Consider the following 18678-nt stretch of genomic DNA (forward strand, 5'->3'; position numbering starts at 1 on the left):
GCATTTCACCCTTCTCCCCCACCGCCCCGGGGCGGTAAACTCTGCGCTCTGATTTCGACCAGCCAGCCCCGGGGGACCAACTTGGCCAAGAAAAGCAAAACCGCCTATGTGTGCAATGAGTGCGGGGCCGACTATTCCAAGTGGGCCGGCCAGTGCAGCGCCTGCGGGGCCTGGAACAGCCTGAGTGAGGTGCGTTTCGGCACTGAGCATCGCGATAGCCGCGGGGCCAACTTCACCGATGCCCAGAGTGGCTACGCCGGCGCTGCCGGTGCCGGCAAGGTACAGAAGCTCTCGGAAATCGACCTGAGTGAACTGCCGCGGATCCCGACCTCCACGTCCGAGCTGGACCGGGTACTGGGTGGCGGCCTGGTGCCGGGCTCCGTGGTTTTGATCGGCGGTCACCCGGGCGCGGGCAAGTCCACCATCCTGTTGCAGACCCTGTGCCACCTGTCCCAGCATATGCCCGCACTGTACGTGACCGGGGAGGAATCCCTGCAGCAGGTCGCCATGCGCGCAAAGCGTCTGGGTTTGCCCACCGACAATTTGCAGATGCTCAGTGAGACCGATGTGGAACGCCTGTGCCTGGCGGCCAAAGATGTGCAACCGCGGGTGATGGTGGTGGACTCCATCCAGGTCATGCATATGAGCGAAGTGCAGTCCGCGCCGGGTTCAGTTTCCCAGGTGCGCGAGAGCGCGGCTTACCTGACCCGATATGCCAAGCAGACCGGTACGGCGCTGATCCTGGTGGGCCATGTCACCAAGGATGGCAGCCTCGCCGGCCCAAAGGTACTGGAGCACATCATTGATTGCTCGGTGTTGCTGGAGGGTTCCCACGATGCCCGCTTTCGCACCCTGCGTGCCAACAAGAACCGCTTTGGGGCGGTGAACGAGCTGGGTGTGTTCGCGATGACCGAACAGGGCCTGAAGGAAGTCTCCAACCCGTCGGCTATTTTCCTGCAACGCGCGGATGAAGTGGCGGCCGGCTCGGTGGTGACCTCCGTGTGGGAGGGCACTCGCCCACTGCTGGTGGAGCTGCAGGCGCTGGTGGATGACAGCAGCCTGGGCAACCCGCGCCGGGTGGCTGTGGGCCTCGACCAGAACCGCCTGAATATGTTGCTGGCGGTATTGCATCGCCATGGCGGTGTATTGGTGGGCGACCAGGATGTGTTTATTAACGTGGTCGGTGGCGTGCGGGTGATGGAAACCAGTGCCGACCTGACGCTGCTGCTGGCGGTGGTGTCGAGCTTCCGCAATCGACCGCTGGCGCGCGACCTGATGGTCTTTGGCGAGGTGGGTTTGGCCGGAGAGATTCGCCCGGTACCCCATGGCCAGGAGCGTTTGCGCGAGGCCGCCAAGCACGGTTTCCGCAAAGCCATTGTGCCCGCTGCCAACCGCCTGCAGAACGATATCGAAGGCATGGAGATTGTCGCGGTAAAAACTCTGGCGGAAGCGTTGGCGGCTATCGACGTATGAATCTTGATGGGGTGATCGCCCGGGTTCTGTGCGTGTGCTTCGCGATGCAGGTATCGTCTGTTGCCCGAGCGCAGTCGGAATCCGCAGAGGTGCCCGCAGAGCGCATTGCTTCACTGAACCTGTGTCTCGACCAGATACTGCTGCACTGGGTAGAGCCCCGACGCATTACCTCAGTCACCTGGCTGTCTGACACCAGGCCCTATCGGCGCGCTCCCCTGCCGCCTCATGTGCAGTTAAACCGCGGGCAGGCCGAAGAATTGTTGGCGTTGCAGCCCGATCTGGTTCTGGTCGGCCAGTTTGGTGCGCAGCAGTCGGCGGCGCGTTTGCAGGAGTTCGGTATTCGCGTGGAAAAAATCCCGAATGCCTACAGCCTGATGCAACTGGATGCCCAGCTCGGTGCGCTGGATGATGCCGTGGGCGGCGCTGAAAAACTGCAGGGTGAGCGTGGCAAGCTGCAGCGCCTGTTGGATGCTGCGTCGCAGGGGCCCGGACAGGATAAACCGGTGACGGCGCTGATCCTTTCGGCAAACAATATTACCTATGGCAGTGGCATGCTGGAGCATGAGCTGCTGGAGCGCGCCGGGTTCAGTAATCTGGCGGCGCGCGATGGCGCCGGGCAGCTGCAGCGTGTGCAGCTGGAAGAGGTCATTGCGGCAGCACCGGATATCCTGATGCTGTATGGCAATAGTGAGGAGTATTCCATCGCGCACCTGGCAGAGCGGCATCCGGTACTGCGTCATTATCTGGATCGCGGTCGTGTCTATCGCCTGCCGGCAGAATTGGGTTTTTGCCCGGCGCTGGTGGTGGCAGACACGTTGCGCGAGCTGACCGAGTTAAACCGTGAGTTAAGGGCTTCCCTTGCAGGCGAATAAGAAATTTTTCCTCCCCCTGATTGCGCTGGCGCTGCCCGTGGCAGTTTTGGTCGCGCTGGGCAGTGGGCCAGTGACGATTGATCTGGGCGCGGCGGTCCGCGAAGGCTGGCACAGCCAGGCCAGTGATGCGCTGATTCTGTGGCAACTGCGGCTGCCGCGTGCCTTGCTGGCGATCCTGGTCGGGGCCGCACTGGGTATGGGTGGGGCGGCCATGCAGGGCATGTTGCGCAACCCCCTGGCCGAGCCGGCCTTGCTGGGGGTGAGTAGCGGGGCCGCGCTGGTGGCGATTGTCCTGCTGTATTACGGCAGCCTGTGGGGCGGTGCCTGGAAAGCCGGTTGGCTGTTGCCGTTGATGGCCATCGGCGGCGCCTTCGTGGCCGCGAGCTGCGTGTGGATGCTGGCGGGGCGCGGCGCCAGTACAAGTCGCCTGGTATTGGCGGGCGTCGCGATCAATGCCTTTCTTTCTGCCCTGATGGCGCTCGCCCTGAATTACGCTCCGAGCATGTTTGCCATGCAGGAAATTGTGTTCTGGTTACTCGGTTCCCTGGCAAACCGCGGCTGGGACCAATTGTTACTCGCCGCGCCGTTTGTGTTGCTCGGTGCCGCGTGTCTGTTTCTCTCGCGCAATTACCTGCGCGCGTTGGCGCTGGGCGAAACCAGTGCGGCGTCACTCGGCTATGGCGGGCGGCGTTTCCCTTTGCTGGTGCTGGTGGGTGTTGCAGCAGCGGTGGGTGCCGGCGTTGCGGTTGCGGGAACGATCGGCTTTATCGGCCTTGTAGTGCCACATTTGGTGCGCCCGCTGGTGCGCCAGGATCCTGCACATTTGCTCTGGGGCAGTGCCCTGACGGGCGCCTTGCTGTTGTTGCTCGCAGATATTCTGGTCGTCAATACCGTTGGTACCCAGGAGTTGCGCATTGGTGCCGTAACCGCGTTTCTGGGAGCACCATTCTTTTTCTGGCTGATTCTTCGCCGTCGTGGGGAGGGTCAGCTGTGAGTCGCGTTAACTTGCTCGATGTGAGCTGTGATCAGCTGTCCTTCCAGCGCGGAGAGCGGCCGGTACTCAATCAGGTTTCGTGCGCGTTTCCCGCCGGTGCGCTAACCGCGGTGGTCGGTCCGAACGGTGCCGGCAAGAGCACCCTGTTGCAATTGCTCGCAGGGGTGCTGTCGCCATTGGGCGGTGAGATTTCACTGGGCAGCCACAGCGCTTCCCTGGTATCCCGTAGTGAGCGCGCTCAACTCAGTGCATTTTTACCGCAGGCAGAAGCGCCTGCCTGGAGTCTGTGCGCGGAGGATATGGTCGCGCTGGGACTGTTGCCCTGGGGACGTGTCGCAGATCGTCATCAGCGCGTACGGGACGCGCTGGAACTGGTCGACGCCGCAGCGCTGGCCCAGCGGCCGGTCACACAATTATCCGGCGGTGAGCTGCGTCGCGTGCAGCTGGCGCGTTTGTTGGTGGGCGATCCGCCACTGCTGATTGCCGACGAGCCCACCAACGCGCTGGATATTCGCCATCAGCTGCAGTTGATGCAGTCCTTGCGTTCGCTGGCGGAGCGCGGCCACACCGTTGTGGTGGCCCTGCACGATCTGGGGCTGGCTGCGCGTTTCTGCAATCGGATTGTGCTGATGAATCACGGCGAGGTGGTCGCCGAAGGCGATCCGCACGCGGTATTTACCGAAGAGAGAATTGGTGCGGTGTATGGCGTGCGTAGCGAGATGCGCTGGCGGGATGGCCGAGCGGAGTTTGTGCCGCTCGACCTGCTGTGATGTAGGGGCTCAGAAGCGGTAGCCAATCCCCAGTGAATAAACGAACGGATCGATATCCACATCGGTTTTGATCCGCGTGCGCGTCCCATTCACATTGCGGAAGCGAATATCGGCATCGGTGTCGATGTCCAGATACCAGATGGCGGCATTGAACAGCCAGCGGCTGTGCTGCCCGAAAGAGACATCGACGCCGACTTCGCCGGCCAGTCCCCAGGAGTCATCCAGATCCAGTCGCGCGCGTGACGTTGCGCCAAGGGCAGTCTCGAAATAGGCCTGCGCCTGACGGCTGATACTCTCATCCATAAACGTGGTGTAGTTCACCCCGAGCCCGACATAGGGTTGTACCCATGACTCGGTACAGACCGGGAACCATTGCACGGTGAGTGTCGGTGGCAGGTGCTCGATATCTCCCAGGGAAACACGGCCCAGTGGGGGTCCGCCGGCCGGGTCGGGAAGACCGCGCACGTCCAGGTCGTGCTCGAAAGGCGTCGCGGCCAGCAGCCCCAGCCCCCAGTGGTCAGCAAACAGCCAGGTGCCGGTAAAGGTTGCTGCCTGGCCCGAATCCACATAAACCCGGGTGTCGGGCAAAGCGACCCCATCGAGGCGCAACCACCCGGAATCATCGTCGGGATTAACCTCTCCGGCGCCAATGCGGCCGATCAGGGTGCCCTGCTTGTATTCCGCAAGTGCCGGTCCACTGCCCAGTAACAAGGCGCACAGCGCGGCTGCCAGGCCGAATCCTTTCATGTCCCTTTTCCCATCGGGAGTATCCCGAATTTAGAGCGTCGGATTCAGTGTAGTCACAGGCTCTGGTGATGGGATTCCTCGTCCCGCATATCGGGTGACTGGACGCGTCACTTCGGTAAGCTGACAGCGCCTGACAGTGTGTCATAATGCCGGCGCCACGGGCACTCTGCCCGAAGGTGGCACACAGATATACAGACATAACAATACCGGTGGTGAAACATGAAAATCGGCGTCTTGAAAACTGATGACGTCCGCGAGGAGCTGGTTGGTGAATTTGGCGAATATCCGGAGATGTTTGCAGACCTGCTGCAAGCCCAGGATCCTTCGCTGGAATTTGTCACTTACGAAGTCCAGCGTGGCCATTACCCCAAAGAGATCGACGAGGTAGACGCCTACCTGATTACAGGCAGCAAAACGGGCGTCTATGAAGACAAGCCGTGGATTGCGCCGTTGATGGATTTCGTGCGGGAACTGAATGCGCGCAAGAAGCCCACGATTGGTATTTGTTTTGGGCATCAGTTGATTGCCCAGGCGCTGGGCGGTGCAACTCGTAAATCCGAGAAAGGCTGGGGTATTGGTGTACACAGCTACGAGTTCCAGGAAACACCGGAGTGGATGTCAGAACCGCGGGATCAGTTCAGCTTGCTGGTCAGTCATCAGGACCAGGTACAGGAAGTACCACCGGGTGCCCGCGTGCTGGCCTCGAGTGATTTCTGCCCGAATGCAGTCGTGCAGGTGGGGGACCACATGCTGACATTCCAGGCCCACCCGGAATTCACCAAGCCCTACTCAAAGAGCCTGATGGATTTGCGCAAAGAGATCTTTGGTGAGGACCTGGTAGAGAAAGGCCATGCCTCTCTGCAGAATGATATCCACGAGTCCGTTGTCGCCAAGTGGATGGTGGAGTTCCTGCGTCGCGGCTAAAGGCCGGACCAATATTCTCCCGTCCTGGGGCGACAGGGGCGACATTTTCTGTCGCCCCTGTCGCGCTCTCAGCCTGTTTAGCCCCCTTGGCCCCCTTTGCCCTTTCCCGAGCGTTTATCAAATACTCAGGTTTTCCACTTGATATTGCATCCGATCGACGGTTGCTGTTCCTGCGCGGGTTGCCGATTGTTCAGGATCGCGTCGGCGGCTGCACGTAAGTCGGCACCGGTAACCGGCTCCCCGTTTCCTGGACGACTATTGTCAAACTGCCCGCGATACGCCAGTTTGCCCGTTTTATCGAACAGGAAAAAATCCGGCGTACAGGTAGCATCAAAGGTCCGGGCGATCGACTGATCTTCGTCTACCAGATAGGGGAAGGTGTAACCGCGCAGGGCAATCTCTTCCTGCATCTTGGCGGGGCTGTCCGCCGGGTATTCGGCAAAGTCGTTACTGTTAATGGCAACGACCGCCATTCCCTTTTTCGCATACTCCCGTCCGAAGTCTGCCAGTGCTTCCGCCATATGTTTCACAAAGGGACAATGGTTACAGATAAACATCACCAGCAGCGGTGCACCCTCGAACTCAGTTGAGGTGACGTTTTTCCCGGCTGCATCCGGCAGGGAAAATGCAGGCATGGCACTACCGAGTGGAATCATTGAGGATGGGGTCAGGGCCATAGGGTTCTCCTTATTGTTTTGATGATGGAAGCACGCGATTCTGTGATTGCGCTATTTTGTTATTTCTCTGAAAACTTCCTGACCCGGTTTCGAGCGGTAGCCAGGGTTGATTCAGCCAAAAACCTTGAGATATTCCGGATCGCCGTAATAGGAAAACTCGGAGAGCGCCGAATAGGCGAGCTTCACCACATGATCGTCGTCACTCTCGAGGGCGCGCGCTCGCAATACGGCCCGCCGCTGGTCCACTTCCAAATCGGTGAGTCTTTCCCTGTCGCTTTCAGCCTCAGGGATCGATAACGGCAAGGGGCCGGTACTCAGGTACGCGATGACCAGACCCTCCCAGAAAAAGCGCATGGCCTGTTCCGGATCCTCGCAATAAGGTAAAAGAATGCGCAGCGCATGGCAGCCCGTAACACCGTGCAACAAGGTGAAGTTGCCTGTGCTGCGGTAGGCGAGTAGAGCCACCGTCGCGATTTCGTCGAGAGATAACCGCTCTGGTTGAACCGGGGTTTCCTGCCACCCGGGTTGCCCGGTTACACCGCGCATATGGTCGGCAATGTTGCCCGGTGCAACCTGTATCTCCGGATACTTTTTTGCCACGTCGCCAATCACTGTGGCCGCAGGGGTCGGCGTGCGCGCGGCGCTGCAGGAGAGCTCCTGATAAGCCAGATTCCAGTAAGTCAGGCCCATCGCGATTTCTTCCAAATGCGCGGCGTCGATGCCATAGGCCGTACGAATAGCGCCGTGAAAAGCCGAGCAGGCGATAGCGGGCAGGAGCGCGGGCAGTTCGCTACGCAGGCATTGGTCGATGCCATGCTGGCGTAATTGCGTTTCGTAGTAGTGCAGGGCACTGGCGAACTGTGTGTTGTCACCCCGGCAGTTACGTATATCAGACACGGGCTCTACCGGCGCCACCGGGCGCGGGGGCAAGTGACTGGCGCCGCGCTCAAAGGCGTCCTGCAGGCGCTCCGCTGGTGCATCCAGTTGATCCAGGGCAATCAGTACCATTGGCAGGTGATTGGCGAGTCGGTCGCCATACTGGACATGGAAGCGGCTGGCGCTTTCCAGCAGTTCGGCGCACTGACGGGTAATACCCATGCTGCAGGTTCTCCTTGTGGCGGTTCCTTGCCAAACCCGGTTGATACCAGCTTATAACACCTCGACGCGATCGCCGACCTGCAATATGGGAGAAGCGCCGGAATGCGTGTCGCTGGGTGCCAGGTTCATACCGAAGTAAATCTGGCCATCGTCCCAGCGTCGGTATCCGGCGAGGGTCCGTAGGGGTTCTTTCTGGGCCTTGCCGGTAAATGGATCCAGGCCGGGAATGGCACAGCGGGCGCAGGGGTGCGTGCAATCGAAGCGGAGCGGTCCGGACGCCGAATGCACGATCAGGGTTTGCCAGTGGTCTTCGGCAAATGGATCGCAGCCGCTCACCACCAGATTGGGCCGAAAGCGCAACATGGAAACCGGTTCCTGCAAACGGCTGTTGAGATCATCCAGTGAGGCCTGGCCAATCACCAGTAACGGGGCTGCATCGGCAAAACCCACCTGCCGGTCCTGACGCGGAGCGGCGAGCGGTCGCGAAAACTCGGCACCCATGGCCACCAGCCTGACCGGGGTATGTAAATGCTGGCTCAGCCAGACGGCAGGTGCATCTCCCGCATCGCGGGCGGTCACCGTATCACCCCATACGGTGACCTCGCGGCGTACAGCGTCGGCGCCGGGAGCTTCGACTTCAATCCGGTCTTCGCCGTTTGCCTCCAGACGCAGCCGGTCGCCGACTGTAGTGGCGCGCAGTTGCGCCATTTTGCGCAGTCGACGCTGGGTGACGAACTGATTGTCCTCGTCCACGACCATCCAGCGACGATCATCCGCTGCACCGAAGGCATCCAGAGGAAGGGCGCGGGTACTGTGGCCCTGCAGGGACTTGACCGGAAAGTGATACAGCGAGGAGATGTGCACGGGTGACCTGCCTGTCGGTTGCAGAGGAGCAAACGGGAGTGGGAAGTCTACTCGTCGGGTTGGTATCCGGCAAAGATCGCGCTGAACCCCAGAGCGCTCGGCCTGCACCCAAAAAATGTAAACGTTTTCATTTTACAGGTTTGATGATATTGTTTGTGAATGGGCTGAAATATCTTTGCGTACAATATAAAATTTGTGTCAACTGGCATCCGGGCGACATGCACCCGGCCAACCACGACAGATGCACCGGTGACCATTCGCCGGAAACTCGTGCGCGTTAAATAATGAGACAGGAGCAAACAATGACCGTCAGCGGAAAACAACTCATTGCAGGACACTGGGTAGCCGGCACCGGTGATGCTTTTTACGGCGTGAACCCTGCGACAGGGGAAAACCTGGAGCCGCAGTTTGTCGGTGGTGACGAATCCCAGGTGGAAGATGCCGTAGCGGCCGCTACCGCCTGCGCCAACACGTTTGCCAATCTGGCGCCGGCAGAGCGTGCCAAATTTCTGAATGCCTGTGCCGACCAGATTATGGCGCTGGGTGACGAACTACTGGAGCGGGTCTCCGCTGAGACCGGTTACCCCCGTGCGCGCGCCGAGGGTGAGCGCGGGCGCACTTGCGGGCAACTGCGGCTGTTCGCCGAATACATTGTGGCGGGCGACTATTTGGATGCACGCATCGACACGGCGTTGCCGGATCGGCAGCCGCTGCCACGTCCGGACCTGCGCAGCTTCCAGCAGGCGCTGGGACCGGTGGCGGTGTTCGGAGCGAGTAACTTCCCGCTGGCATTTTCTGTCGCCGGTGGCGATACCGCAGCGGCCTTTGCTGCCGGTTGCCCGGTGATTGTGAAAGGCCACAATTCCCATCCTGGCACCAGCGAGCTGGTGGCCCAGGCGATCGACAAAGCCGTGCGGGCGTGCGGCCTGCCTGCGGGGGTGTTCTCCCTGATCCTTGGAGCGGGCAATCGGGTGGGGGCGACGCTGGTCAAGGCGCCGGGTATCAAGGCCGTCGGGTTCACTGGTTCTCTCGCTGGTGGCATGGCGCTGTTCAAACTCGCCAATGAGCGCCCGGAGCCGATTCCGGTCTTTGCCGAAATGGGCAGTATCAACCCGGTGTTCCTGCTGCCGCAGGCGTTGGAAGAGCGCGCGAAGTCGATTGCCGAGGGCTTTGTCGGGTCACTGACCCTGGGCACCGGACAGTTCTGTGTGAACCCTGGGCTGGTCATCGGCCTCGATGGTGAAGGGCTGGATCAGTTTGTGGCAGCGACGGCAGAGCGTCTGTCCGGAGTTTGTGCCGGCGTGATGCTCAATAAAAATACCCTGAACGGCTATCAGAGCGGTCTCGGTCATCTGCGTGATCAGCCGGGTGTCAGTGTGTTGGCTGAGGGCGAAACCGCTGGAGATGCCGCCGGCTTCCGCTGCCAGGCGAGTTTGTTCGGTGTCAGTGGAACGGACTTCCTGAACAATCCGGCGTTGCAGGAAGAGGTGTTCGGCCCGGCTTCCCTGGTGGTGCGCTGTCGTAGCCATGAAGAGATGCTGGCGGTTGCAGAAGTATTGAATGGTCAGCTTTCCGGAACGCTGCATTGTGCGGAGGGTGAGTTGGCGGATTACACCGACCTTACGGAAGTGTTGCGGCGCCGCGTGGGCCGGATGGTGGTCAATGGATTCCCCACAGGCGTCGAAGTATGTCACGCCATGATGCACGGTGGTCCGTTCCCCGCAGCGACCGATGCGCGGTTTACCTCTGTTGGTACTATGTCGATTGCGCGTTTCCTGCATCCGATCTGTTTCCAGGGGTTTCCCGAGAGCCTGCTGCCGGCCGCACTGCGCGACGGTAATCCGCTGGGTATTCAGCGCCTGGTCAATGGGATAAAAAGTTCTGACGCAATCTAATGCGCGGAAAAGTGGAGCGGGCGAAGATCAGTATCGTTCGCTCCACTGGCTCCGCAATGGGCCATGCTCTATTGAGGCTGATCCTCGTTACTGCTGCTAACTTCATGCCTCCTTTTTTCAATATTTTCTGAATCTGGTTGGCTCGGGATGTCCTCGCCGAAGCCCGCAATATCGTTTCTCTCAAGACTTGTTTCAATTTTCTTCTCCCGATGCGACTAGGCAATGATTGGTCTTTGGTCTGGGATATTGCGATCCTGCCGAATGCGTGTTGAAAGCGTTCACAACTGAACTTCGTGGGCTCATTTATGTGCTCTAAGCGACAAAATTTTCATAATTTAAAACCGAATGAATCTGTATTGCGTAGCGCTACCGGTTAACAGTTCCTCTTTTTGAATCATCTTCCAATTTTCTGTGGTCGGTGATTGTTGTGCGAGAGGAACGGTTGTTAGCAGCCTGGGGGTCTGTGGTCCGAACGGGATGCCAGAGTTTTGTGCAAAAAGTCGGATCAAAAGTGACCTTATCCAATAAAGATAATGGAGAGTCATTCAATGAAGAGAAACCTAATCTCTGCTGCAATTCGATCCACGATGGGGGTCGCGGCTTTGTCGCTGGCGATCCCTTCCATGCAGGTGATTGCACAGGAGCAGGCGAGCGCAGACGCACAGCGGATTGCCGATGACCAGCTGGAAGAGGTGATTGTCACTGGTTCGCGAATCAGTCGTGAAGGCAACCTCACCCAGCCAACGCCGGTGACCGCACTCACCGCGGATGATTTGGCCAACTTCGGTTCGCTGGACCTGGGTAGTGCCCTGGCGGAACTGCCGACGGTTGGTGCAACCAATACGTTGCAGGGAAACGCTGATTCCAATGCCGCCGCGGGACTGAGCCTCGCTGACCTGCGTCGACTCGGTGCGGACCGTACATTGACCCTTATTGATGGTCGCCGGCATGTCGGTTCCTCCAATGGTTCGGTTGCCGTTGACCTTGGCACCATTCCTTCGGGCCTGATCGAGCGTGTAGAAATTGTCACCGGTGGCGCTTCCGCAATTTATGGTTCCGACGCGGTGTCCGGTGTAGTGAACATCATTACCAAGGACGACTTCGAAGGTTTCGAGATTAATCTGACCGGAGACCAGTCTGTTGAAGGCGTGGGTTCTGGCAGCCGCGGTGTAAACCTGCTCGCGGGCTTCAATACCAGTGATGAAAAAGGCAACTTCACCTTCTACCTCGCACAGGAAGAAATTGACGATGTCATGGTGACGGACCTGCGTCATACCGATAACTGGGGCACGATCGTCAACCCGGAAGACACCGGTGAAGATGATGGTATTCCGGACCGCATCGCCGTCCCGCGTGTTGTGTCAGAATTGATCGACGAAAACGGTGTGATCAATCCGTTCGGTGGTGCCGGTGGTCGCTGGGTTTTTGATGACCAGGGCAATCCGGTCCTTCAGGCCGAGCGTGACCAGACCAACAGTTTTGCGTTTGGCAGCTTCCCCAATGGTTGTGACTATTGCTTCGAGCTGGATGACTATCGTAACGTCATGCCAAGTCTCACGCGCAATATTTTCAACTCTACGTTTAACTATCAAATTGCCGACGAGCTGACCTTCTTCTCCGAGTTCAAGTATGTCACCAGTGAAATCGACCAGGTTTTCCAGCCGGCCTTCTTCTTTGGCAACCGTGCTATCAATGTTGAAGAGAATCCATTCCTGGACGAAGGTCTGCGCCAGACATTGCTGGACGCCGGTCAGACCCAGGTTTTGTTAGCCAAGTTCCTCGCCGACGTACCGCGCAACGCCGACAATGATCGTGAACTGTTCCGCTATGTGGGTGGCTTTGAGGGTGAGTTCATGGCGAGCTCCACGCCGGTCGACTATGAGCTGTCTTTCAATTACGGGCGCACCACCAACACTTTGCGTCAAACCGCCGCCGTGATCGAAGGTAATCTGGATGCGGCGCTGGATGCCGTGATTGATCCGGCCACCGGTGAGGCCGCTTGCCGCAGTCAGGTCGCCAGCGCTCAGGGAGTCGATTACACGGATCCGGCCGCAACCAATGCCGCGAACTGTGTGCCTTATAACCCGTTTGGTCGTTCCAGCAGTCCAGAGAGCCTTGCTTTCATCTCTACCCCGATTTCCGATACCTCCATCGTGGAGCAAAAGGTTTACTCCGGTTTTGTGGCGTTTGACACGGCCGAGTTCCTGACTTTGCCGGGCGGGGCTGTCGGCATTGCCGCGGGTTTCGAGTACCGCGAAGAAACCTCCGAGCAACAAGTCGATGCGCTCCGCAAGCAGAATCTGTTGCTGGGCTCTGCGGCAACCCCCGATTCATTTGGTGAGTTCGATGTAACCGAGGGCTTCCTGGAGATCAATGTACCGTTGCTGGCAGGTATGCCCGGTGTTAACAGCCTGAGCGTCGACGGTGCTGTGCGCTACGCCGATTATTCTCACGCCGGTTCTGCCAATGCATGGAAGGCGGGCTTGATGTACAGCCCAATTGAAGATGTGACTTTCCGTGCGACCCAGTCTCTGGCCGTGCGTGCGCCCAACATTACCGAGGCGTTTTCACCGCAGCAACCAGGCTTTGCCAATATCAGTGACCCCTGCGATGCGGACCAGATCAATAACGATCCGGATCGTGCCGCAAACTGTGCCGCGCTGGGTATCCCCGCAGGCTTCCAGGCCAACGACAATGTCTCCATCGAAACCCTCAGCGGCGGTAACCCGAACTTGATTTCCGAGGAGTCGGACTCCTTTACCGCGGGCATTATCTGGGAGCCTTCGTTCGTCGATGGACTGGCGCTGACGCTGGACTACTACGAGATTGATATCACCGACGCGATCATTTCTGTTACCGCGCAGTCGATTCTGGATAACTGTGTCGATGCATCTGGTGGTCCGGACGCGAACTTCTGTGCCCAGGTCGATCGTAACGCCCAAAACGATGTCGCACTGGTGCGCTCTGGCTTCGTCAACGCATCGGCACTGGAGACCAGTGGCTATGACCTGCGCGCCAGTTACGATGCGCCGCTCAGTATTGCCGGTATCGACGGTAACCTGCGCACAACGTTGGTAGCCAACTATCTCGACAAGCTGAACGTCTTCGAATTCCAGAATCGCCCGGATGAAGTGAACTTCGAGGCTGGTGAAGTGGGTGACCCGGAGTGGCAGTTCCGTTGGTCTGCCGACTATAGCTTCAATGACACCCGCATTGGGTACGTGATGCGTGCGGTCGACGAGCAGGCCCGCTTCGACGTATCGCCAAATGGAGATACCCCCGAGGATACCAGCCCGGCGTTCGTGGACTCGCAGATTTACCACGACATTAACTTCAGCCAGCGACTGAATGACAATATCGTCATCAACGGTGGGGTTCGCAACCTGCTGGACGATGAACTGCCGGGATATGTCGACGGCTATGATGGCAATGAGAGTATTTATGATGCCATCGGCCGACGCATTTTCCTGGGTGTCAACGTTAGCCTGTAACAGCGACTGGCGTTAAAGTCGTATTTCGCAGTAAAGGGGATGCTCCGCCGAGCATCCCCTTTTTTGTCTGTCCATCGCAGTAACCAGAGGCGCTCCCCGTCCCGGCATCTGTCGAATCGCTGCCCTACAGTCACTCTCGCCTGCGCTTTCGTTGAAGCGGTCCGTTATCGCGACAAGAGCGAACGGTGCCGACCACCTTAGCCCGTATAGTGGAGGCGTTTACGCCTGTATATAAAACGATAAAGTGGGGGCGAGCGATGCAGCAGGGAAGGTCGGCCAAACTGGGGCTGGGGGAGAAACTCGGCTATGCGGTTGGCGATGCCGGTTTCAATTTTTACTGGATCATTATCGGTTCATACCTCTCATACTTCTATACCGATATTTTCGGCATCACACCCGCCGCCGCGGGCACCATGTTTCTGGTGACCAAAATCGCAGATGCGTGCACGGATCCCGCCATGGGGGCGATCGCCGATCGTACTCGCAGTCGCTGGGGCCAGTTCCGCCCATATCTTCTGTTCGGTGCGCTACCAATGGCTGGTGCGGCAATCCTGACGATGAGTACCCCGGACCTGGGTGAGGGCGGCAAGCTCGCCTGGGCATACGCCACCTACTTCGTCATGATGGTCTGTTACACCGTGTTGAGTACCCCCTACTCTTCTCTGGCCGGCGTCATCACTGCCGACGGACGGGAGCGTAACAGTATTTTTGGCCTGCGCTTTTTCTTCGCCTATGCGACGGGTATCTTCGTTGGGGCCTGTACCCCTGGGCTTGCGGAGTATTTTGCCGAAGGGGCAAGCGAAGCCCGTGGCTGGCAGATGACCATGGCTCTGTACAGTGCGATCGCCAGCGTCTGCTTTATTACGGTCTTTTTCTCCACACGTGAGCGGGTACAGCCGACGGCAACAGAAACCAGTACGCCGGCCCGGGATATTCGCGATCTGCTCAGTAATGGCCCATGGCTCATCCTGTTTGCGCTCGCGCTCATCATCATGATGACGATCGTATTCCGCGGCAGTTCAGCCACCTACTACTTCAAATACTATGTGGAGCGTCCCGACCTGATGGGAGCCTATATCGGCGTGCAGATGGCGGCCTATGCGGTCGGTTGCCTGCTGTCTCCCTGGCTGACGAGGCTCATGGATAAGGCAAAACTACTGATGCTGCTCATGGCCATTGTGGGTTGCCTGAGCGTCGTGTTTGCGCTGATCCCACGGCCAGAGAGCACGGGTGTTGTGACGATTCCGGCGGAGCAGCCAGTTGCGCTGGAGGCGGAGCAATTACTCGGAGAGCAGGGCACCAGTCTCGGCAACGCAGAATTTCACTGGTTTGAACACCGCTCTGGTGTGCTGTGGTTTCAGGAGGAGCGTCAGCTGGTGCAAGAGGGCGGGAGTGCGCTCCAACTGGCACCGGGTAATCTTGGACGGGTGATCAGCGTGCAGGTGGTCGACGGTGCGGGCAATGTACTGGCAGACAGTGCCGACTGGCCTCGCGAAATTGTACTGATGTTTCTGCTGAATATTCTCATCAGTCTCGCGCTCGGTCCCAAGTCACCCATCACCTGGTCGATGTACGCGGATGCCGCGGACTACAACGAATGGAAAACTGGCCGCCGCGCCACTGCAATGACCTTCTCGGCAGCGACCTTTTCGCAAAAGCTGGGTGGGGCACTGGCGTCGGCGGTCATTCTCTGGGCGATGGCCCTGAGTGGCTATCAGGCCAACACTATGCAAGCCGGAGCATCGTTGAACAGTATCGTATGGATGCAGACCCTGGTGCCCGCATTATTTGCCTTCATCGCCGTATTTGTCTTGCGTGGTTACCGTCTGGATCGCGATCGCTTGACGACCATACAGCGAGAGTTGGAAGCGCGAGACGAGTCGGGTTTCGCCACCTGATCCGGGGCCGGCAGAGTGAGGAATATTAGAGTTGTCGAAATTTGTAACATGTCGAGAGGACGGCCGGGTCGATTTGTTGTGCCCGGTCAGCATGCCAAAAGCGGCCGGCTTTTTGTGGAATCGTCAGATGATGGTTCAAATGAATTGTCGTGGTTTTGCCGTGGCGCAGCATCTGCAGCCTGAGCCGACACGCTATGCGTATGGGCCTGCGCTGGAAGCCAAGACATTTATGCAGCCGGAGCAGCCCTACTATGCGCATCATCCGGGCCGCTTCTTTTATGTGCGCGACGAAGAGGACGGCGCACTATTTTCCCTGCCTTATGAACCCTGCCGTGTTGCACTGGACCAGTTTAATTTCTCGGTGGGCCGTGGCGACATCCAGTGGCGGATCGAGAAGGCCGGCATTGAGTTCCTGCTGACATTGTCATTGCCGGAGGATGCAGCGCTGGAACTGTGGAGCCTGGCAGTGACTAATCTTACCGATCGCTCACGCACACTATCGGTCTACCCGTACTTTCCCGTTGGCTATATGAGCTGGATGAACCAATCCGCCGAGTACGATGAGGTACTGGGCGGTGTGGTTGCATCCTCGGTAACGCCCTATCAGAAAGTGGAGGACTATTTCCGCAACCGCGACCTGTGTGACTCCACATTTTTTCTCGCAGACCAGAAACCATTGGCGTATGAGACTCGCCGCGAAGTTTTTGAAGGCGAGGGCGGCCTGCATGCGCCGTCTGCGCTTGAAAGCGCCCGGCTGGAATGCGGCACCGCCCGCTATGAGACCCCGGTTGCTGCGCTGCAGTATTCCCTCGGACTGACGGCAGGCGAGACACAGGAATATCGTTTCCTGTTCGGTCCGGCGAGGGATCGTCAACAGATTGAACTTTTGCGCGAAACCTATTTAGGGGCGAGTCAGTTTGCAAAAGCGCTGGATCGCTACGAGAGCTACCAGTCCAGCGGGACAGGGTGCGCCAACATCACCACGGAGGAAGAGAGTCTGGATCACTTCGTGAACCACTGGCTGCCGCGGCAGGTGTTTTACCATGGTGATGTCAACCGGCTGACCACTGACCCGCAGACACGCAATTTCCTGCAGGACCATATGGGGATGAGCTATATCGCTCCGGCCACATCGCGGAAAGCGTTTCTGCATGCGCTGTCCCAGCAGGAGCATAGCGGTGCCATGCCGGATGGTATCCTGCTGTCCCGCGCCGCGGAACTGAAGTACATCAATCAGGTACCACACACGGACCACTGCGTGTGGCTGCCCGTTTGCCTGCAGGCCTATCTCGATGAGACGGACGACTATGGGCTGTTGAGCGAGCCCGTAGCGCCCTGGTCCGGCGAAGGTGAGTCACTGAGTGTCTTCGATCGGGTGACGAACGCCCTGCACTGGCTGTACCGTCAGCGAGACGAGCGCGATCTCCTGTTTATCGGTCAGGGTGACTGGTGTGACCCGATGAATATGGTGGGGTACCGGGGCAAGGGGGTGTCGGGTTGGCTCACCATCGCCGCTGCCCATGCGATGGGTGTTTGGGCGAAGATCTGTGCGGCCGCCGGGTACGATGAGCAGGCACAGGTGTTCCTGCGCAATACCGCAACCCTCGAAGCCGCGGCTAACGAGCACCTGTGGGATGGTCGCTGGTACGCACGCGGGATCACTGACGATGGACAGCCCTTCGGTATTGCCGATGATCCGGAAGGGAGGATCTTCCTGAACCCACAAAGCTGGGCGCTGATGGCAGATATACCGGATGACCAGCAGCGACGCAGTTTACTGGCCGCCATCGACAAGGAATTGTCGACCCCCTTTGGTACGATGATGCTATCGCCGGCGTATACCGGCATGCGCGAAGACATTGGTCGGGTCACGCAGAAGTATCCCGGGACGGCGGAAAACGGTTCGATCTACAATCATGCCGCTATTTTTTATGTGCACGGACTGTTTCGGCAGGGCTTTGCGAATGAGGCATATGCGGTACTGAGGCAGATGTTGCCGGGACCGGAGCATGACGACTTGCTACGTCGCGGTCAGCTCCCTGTGTTTGTGCCCAACTACTATCGCGGGGCCTACCATCAGTTCCCGGAACATGCTGGTCGTTCGAGCCATCTGTTCAACACGGGCACCGCAGCATGGCTTTACCGTGTTGTGGTTGAGGACCTGTTCGGCCTGCGGGGCACCCGCGGCGGCCTGAAGATTCATCCGCAGTTGCCAGATAGCTGGCAGACAGCAAAAATACGCCGCGAGTTTCGCGGGGCGACGTTCGACGTGACCGTCACGCGGGAGCCGGGATTGCAGGACATCCGTTGCCAGCTCGATGGCGATTTACTCTCCGAACCGCAAGTAGCGGATATCGAGTCGGGAAGGCGCTATCACCTCGAGGTATTTGTTCCGGGTGTTCGCACGTGAAAGAGGACATCAATCCTGTGCGTCATCCTCCCCTGATCATCTGTTGTGGCGTCAGTGGTAGTGGCAAGACCACCCTGGCCGGTGCGCTGGCGGATATCTATGGGCTGGATTTTGTCGAGGCGGATGACTTTCACTCTGCGGAAAACCGTGCGCATATGGCGGCCGGTCATCCGCTCGATGAATGCATGCGTGCTCCATGGATCGATAGTATCTGTGCGCACCTGGTCGACGCACTGGCACGTGGCCGGGGGGTGGTAATGTCCAACTCCTGCCTGCGGTACGCGCATCGTGATCGCTATCGTGCGCTGGGCTTTCAAACGCGGTTCCTGTTTCTGCATGGTGAGCATGCAGTGATTCAGGCGCGGATGGAAAATCGCTCCGGACACTTTATGCCTTCAAGTTTACTGTCGAGCCAGTTTGCCGATCTGGAGGATCCTGCCAATGAGCCAGATGTGGTTGTGCTGCGCGTGCAGCAGACACTCTCTGAGTTGCTGGAGAATGCAGGGGAGCACCTCGATGACGCGCTTTCTGGCTGGCTCTCTTCCGGGCCTTCGACCTGATATTG

General features: G+C 58.7%; 14 protein-coding genes. 10 read left to right on the forward strand and 4 right to left on the reverse strand.

Annotation, left to right across the window (positions count from 1 at the left end):
• The first annotated feature begins 81 nt into the window (after positions 1–81).
• From radA to ACXAD0_RS05725, 4 genes are read left to right on the forward strand one after another with little or no spacing between them, the layout of a single operon-like run.
• The gene (gene radA / locus ACXAD0_RS05710; RefSeq protein ID WP_475087401.1) at positions 82–1473 is read left to right on the forward strand and encodes a DNA repair protein RadA; all 1392 of its coding nucleotides are present in this window, start codon (positions 82–84) and stop codon (positions 1471–1473) included.
• Positions 1470–2345, forward strand: coding sequence for an ABC transporter substrate-binding protein (locus ACXAD0_RS05715; protein ID WP_475087402.1), 876 nt, complete (start codon positions 1470–1472; stop codon positions 2343–2345). Before radA ends, ACXAD0_RS05715 begins: the two co-directional genes overlap by 4 nt.
• Positions 2332–3339, forward strand: coding sequence for a FecCD family ABC transporter permease (locus tag ACXAD0_RS05720; RefSeq protein ID WP_475087403.1), 1008 nt, complete (start codon positions 2332–2334; stop codon positions 3337–3339). Before ACXAD0_RS05715 ends, ACXAD0_RS05720 begins: the two co-directional genes overlap by 14 nt.
• Positions 3336–4109, forward strand: a complete 774-nt coding sequence (locus ACXAD0_RS05725) for an ABC transporter ATP-binding protein (RefSeq protein ID WP_475087404.1) — start codon at positions 3336–3338, stop codon at positions 4107–4109. The genes ACXAD0_RS05720 and ACXAD0_RS05725 overlap by 4 nt, the downstream gene beginning before the upstream one ends.
• 9 nt (positions 4110–4118) lie before the next feature.
• On the opposite strand, the gene ACXAD0_RS05730 is transcribed toward ACXAD0_RS05725, so the two are convergent.
• Entirely contained in the window at positions 4119–4856 is a 738-nt protein-coding gene (locus tag ACXAD0_RS05730; protein ID WP_475087405.1) for an OmpW/AlkL family protein, read from the reverse strand.
• Positions 4857–5075: 219 nt separating this feature from the next.
• On the opposite strand from ACXAD0_RS05730, the gene ACXAD0_RS05735 reads away from it, so the two are divergent.
• Positions 5076–5780: a glutamine amidotransferase-related protein gene (locus tag ACXAD0_RS05735; RefSeq protein WP_475087406.1), complete on the forward strand. Its 705-nt coding sequence runs from the start codon at positions 5076–5078 to the stop codon at positions 5778–5780.
• A 125-nt stretch (positions 5781–5905) separates the two neighbouring features.
• On the opposite strand, the gene ACXAD0_RS05740 is transcribed toward ACXAD0_RS05735, so the two are convergent.
• The 3 genes from ACXAD0_RS05740 to ACXAD0_RS05750 all read right to left on the reverse strand — a co-directional run bounded on the left by ACXAD0_RS05740 (position 5906) and on the right by ACXAD0_RS05750 (position 8419).
• Positions 5906–6457, reverse strand: coding sequence for a thioredoxin family protein (locus ACXAD0_RS05740; protein ID WP_475087407.1), 552 nt, complete (start codon positions 6455–6457; stop codon positions 5906–5908).
• Positions 6458–6568: 111 nt separating this feature from the next.
• Positions 6569–7555 carry a questin oxidase family protein gene (locus ACXAD0_RS05745; protein WP_475087408.1) on the reverse strand — a complete coding sequence of 329 codons (987 nt, stop codon included), beginning with the start codon at positions 7553–7555 and terminating at the stop codon, positions 6569–6571.
• Positions 7556–7606: 51 nt separating this feature from the next.
• Positions 7607–8419: an MOSC domain-containing protein gene (locus tag ACXAD0_RS05750; protein WP_475087409.1), complete on the reverse strand. Its 813-nt coding sequence runs from the start codon at positions 8417–8419 to the stop codon at positions 7607–7609.
• A 302-nt stretch (positions 8420–8721) separates the two neighbouring features.
• Here ACXAD0_RS05750 and ACXAD0_RS05755 point away from each other — a divergent pair, with 302 nt between their 5' ends.
• From ACXAD0_RS05755 to ACXAD0_RS05775, 5 genes are all read left to right on the forward strand, one after another.
• Positions 8722–10314, forward strand: coding sequence for an aldehyde dehydrogenase (NADP(+)) (locus ACXAD0_RS05755; protein WP_475087410.1), 1593 nt, complete (start codon positions 8722–8724; stop codon positions 10312–10314).
• Between the two features lie 548 nt (positions 10315–10862).
• Positions 10863–13805 (forward strand): TonB-dependent receptor domain-containing protein, encoded by a 2943-nt coding sequence (locus ACXAD0_RS05760; protein ID WP_475087411.1) that lies wholly within the window; start codon positions 10863–10865, stop codon positions 13803–13805.
• A 257-nt stretch (positions 13806–14062) separates the two neighbouring features.
• Positions 14063–15703 (forward strand): MFS transporter, encoded by a 1641-nt coding sequence (locus ACXAD0_RS05765; protein WP_475087412.1) that lies wholly within the window; start codon positions 14063–14065, stop codon positions 15701–15703.
• A 127-nt stretch (positions 15704–15830) separates the two neighbouring features.
• On the forward strand, positions 15831–18113 hold the full coding sequence (locus tag ACXAD0_RS05770; protein WP_475087413.1) for a GH36-type glycosyl hydrolase domain-containing protein: 2283 nt from the start codon (positions 15831–15833) through the stop codon (positions 18111–18113).
• Entirely contained in the window at positions 18110–18673 is a 564-nt protein-coding gene (locus ACXAD0_RS05775; protein ID WP_475087414.1) for a gluconokinase, read from the forward strand. Before ACXAD0_RS05770 ends, ACXAD0_RS05775 begins: the two co-directional genes overlap by 4 nt.
• The last annotated feature ends 5 nt before the right edge of the window (positions 18674–18678 follow it).

Source organism: Microbulbifer sp. ABF4_148 (genome assembly GCF_056158985.1).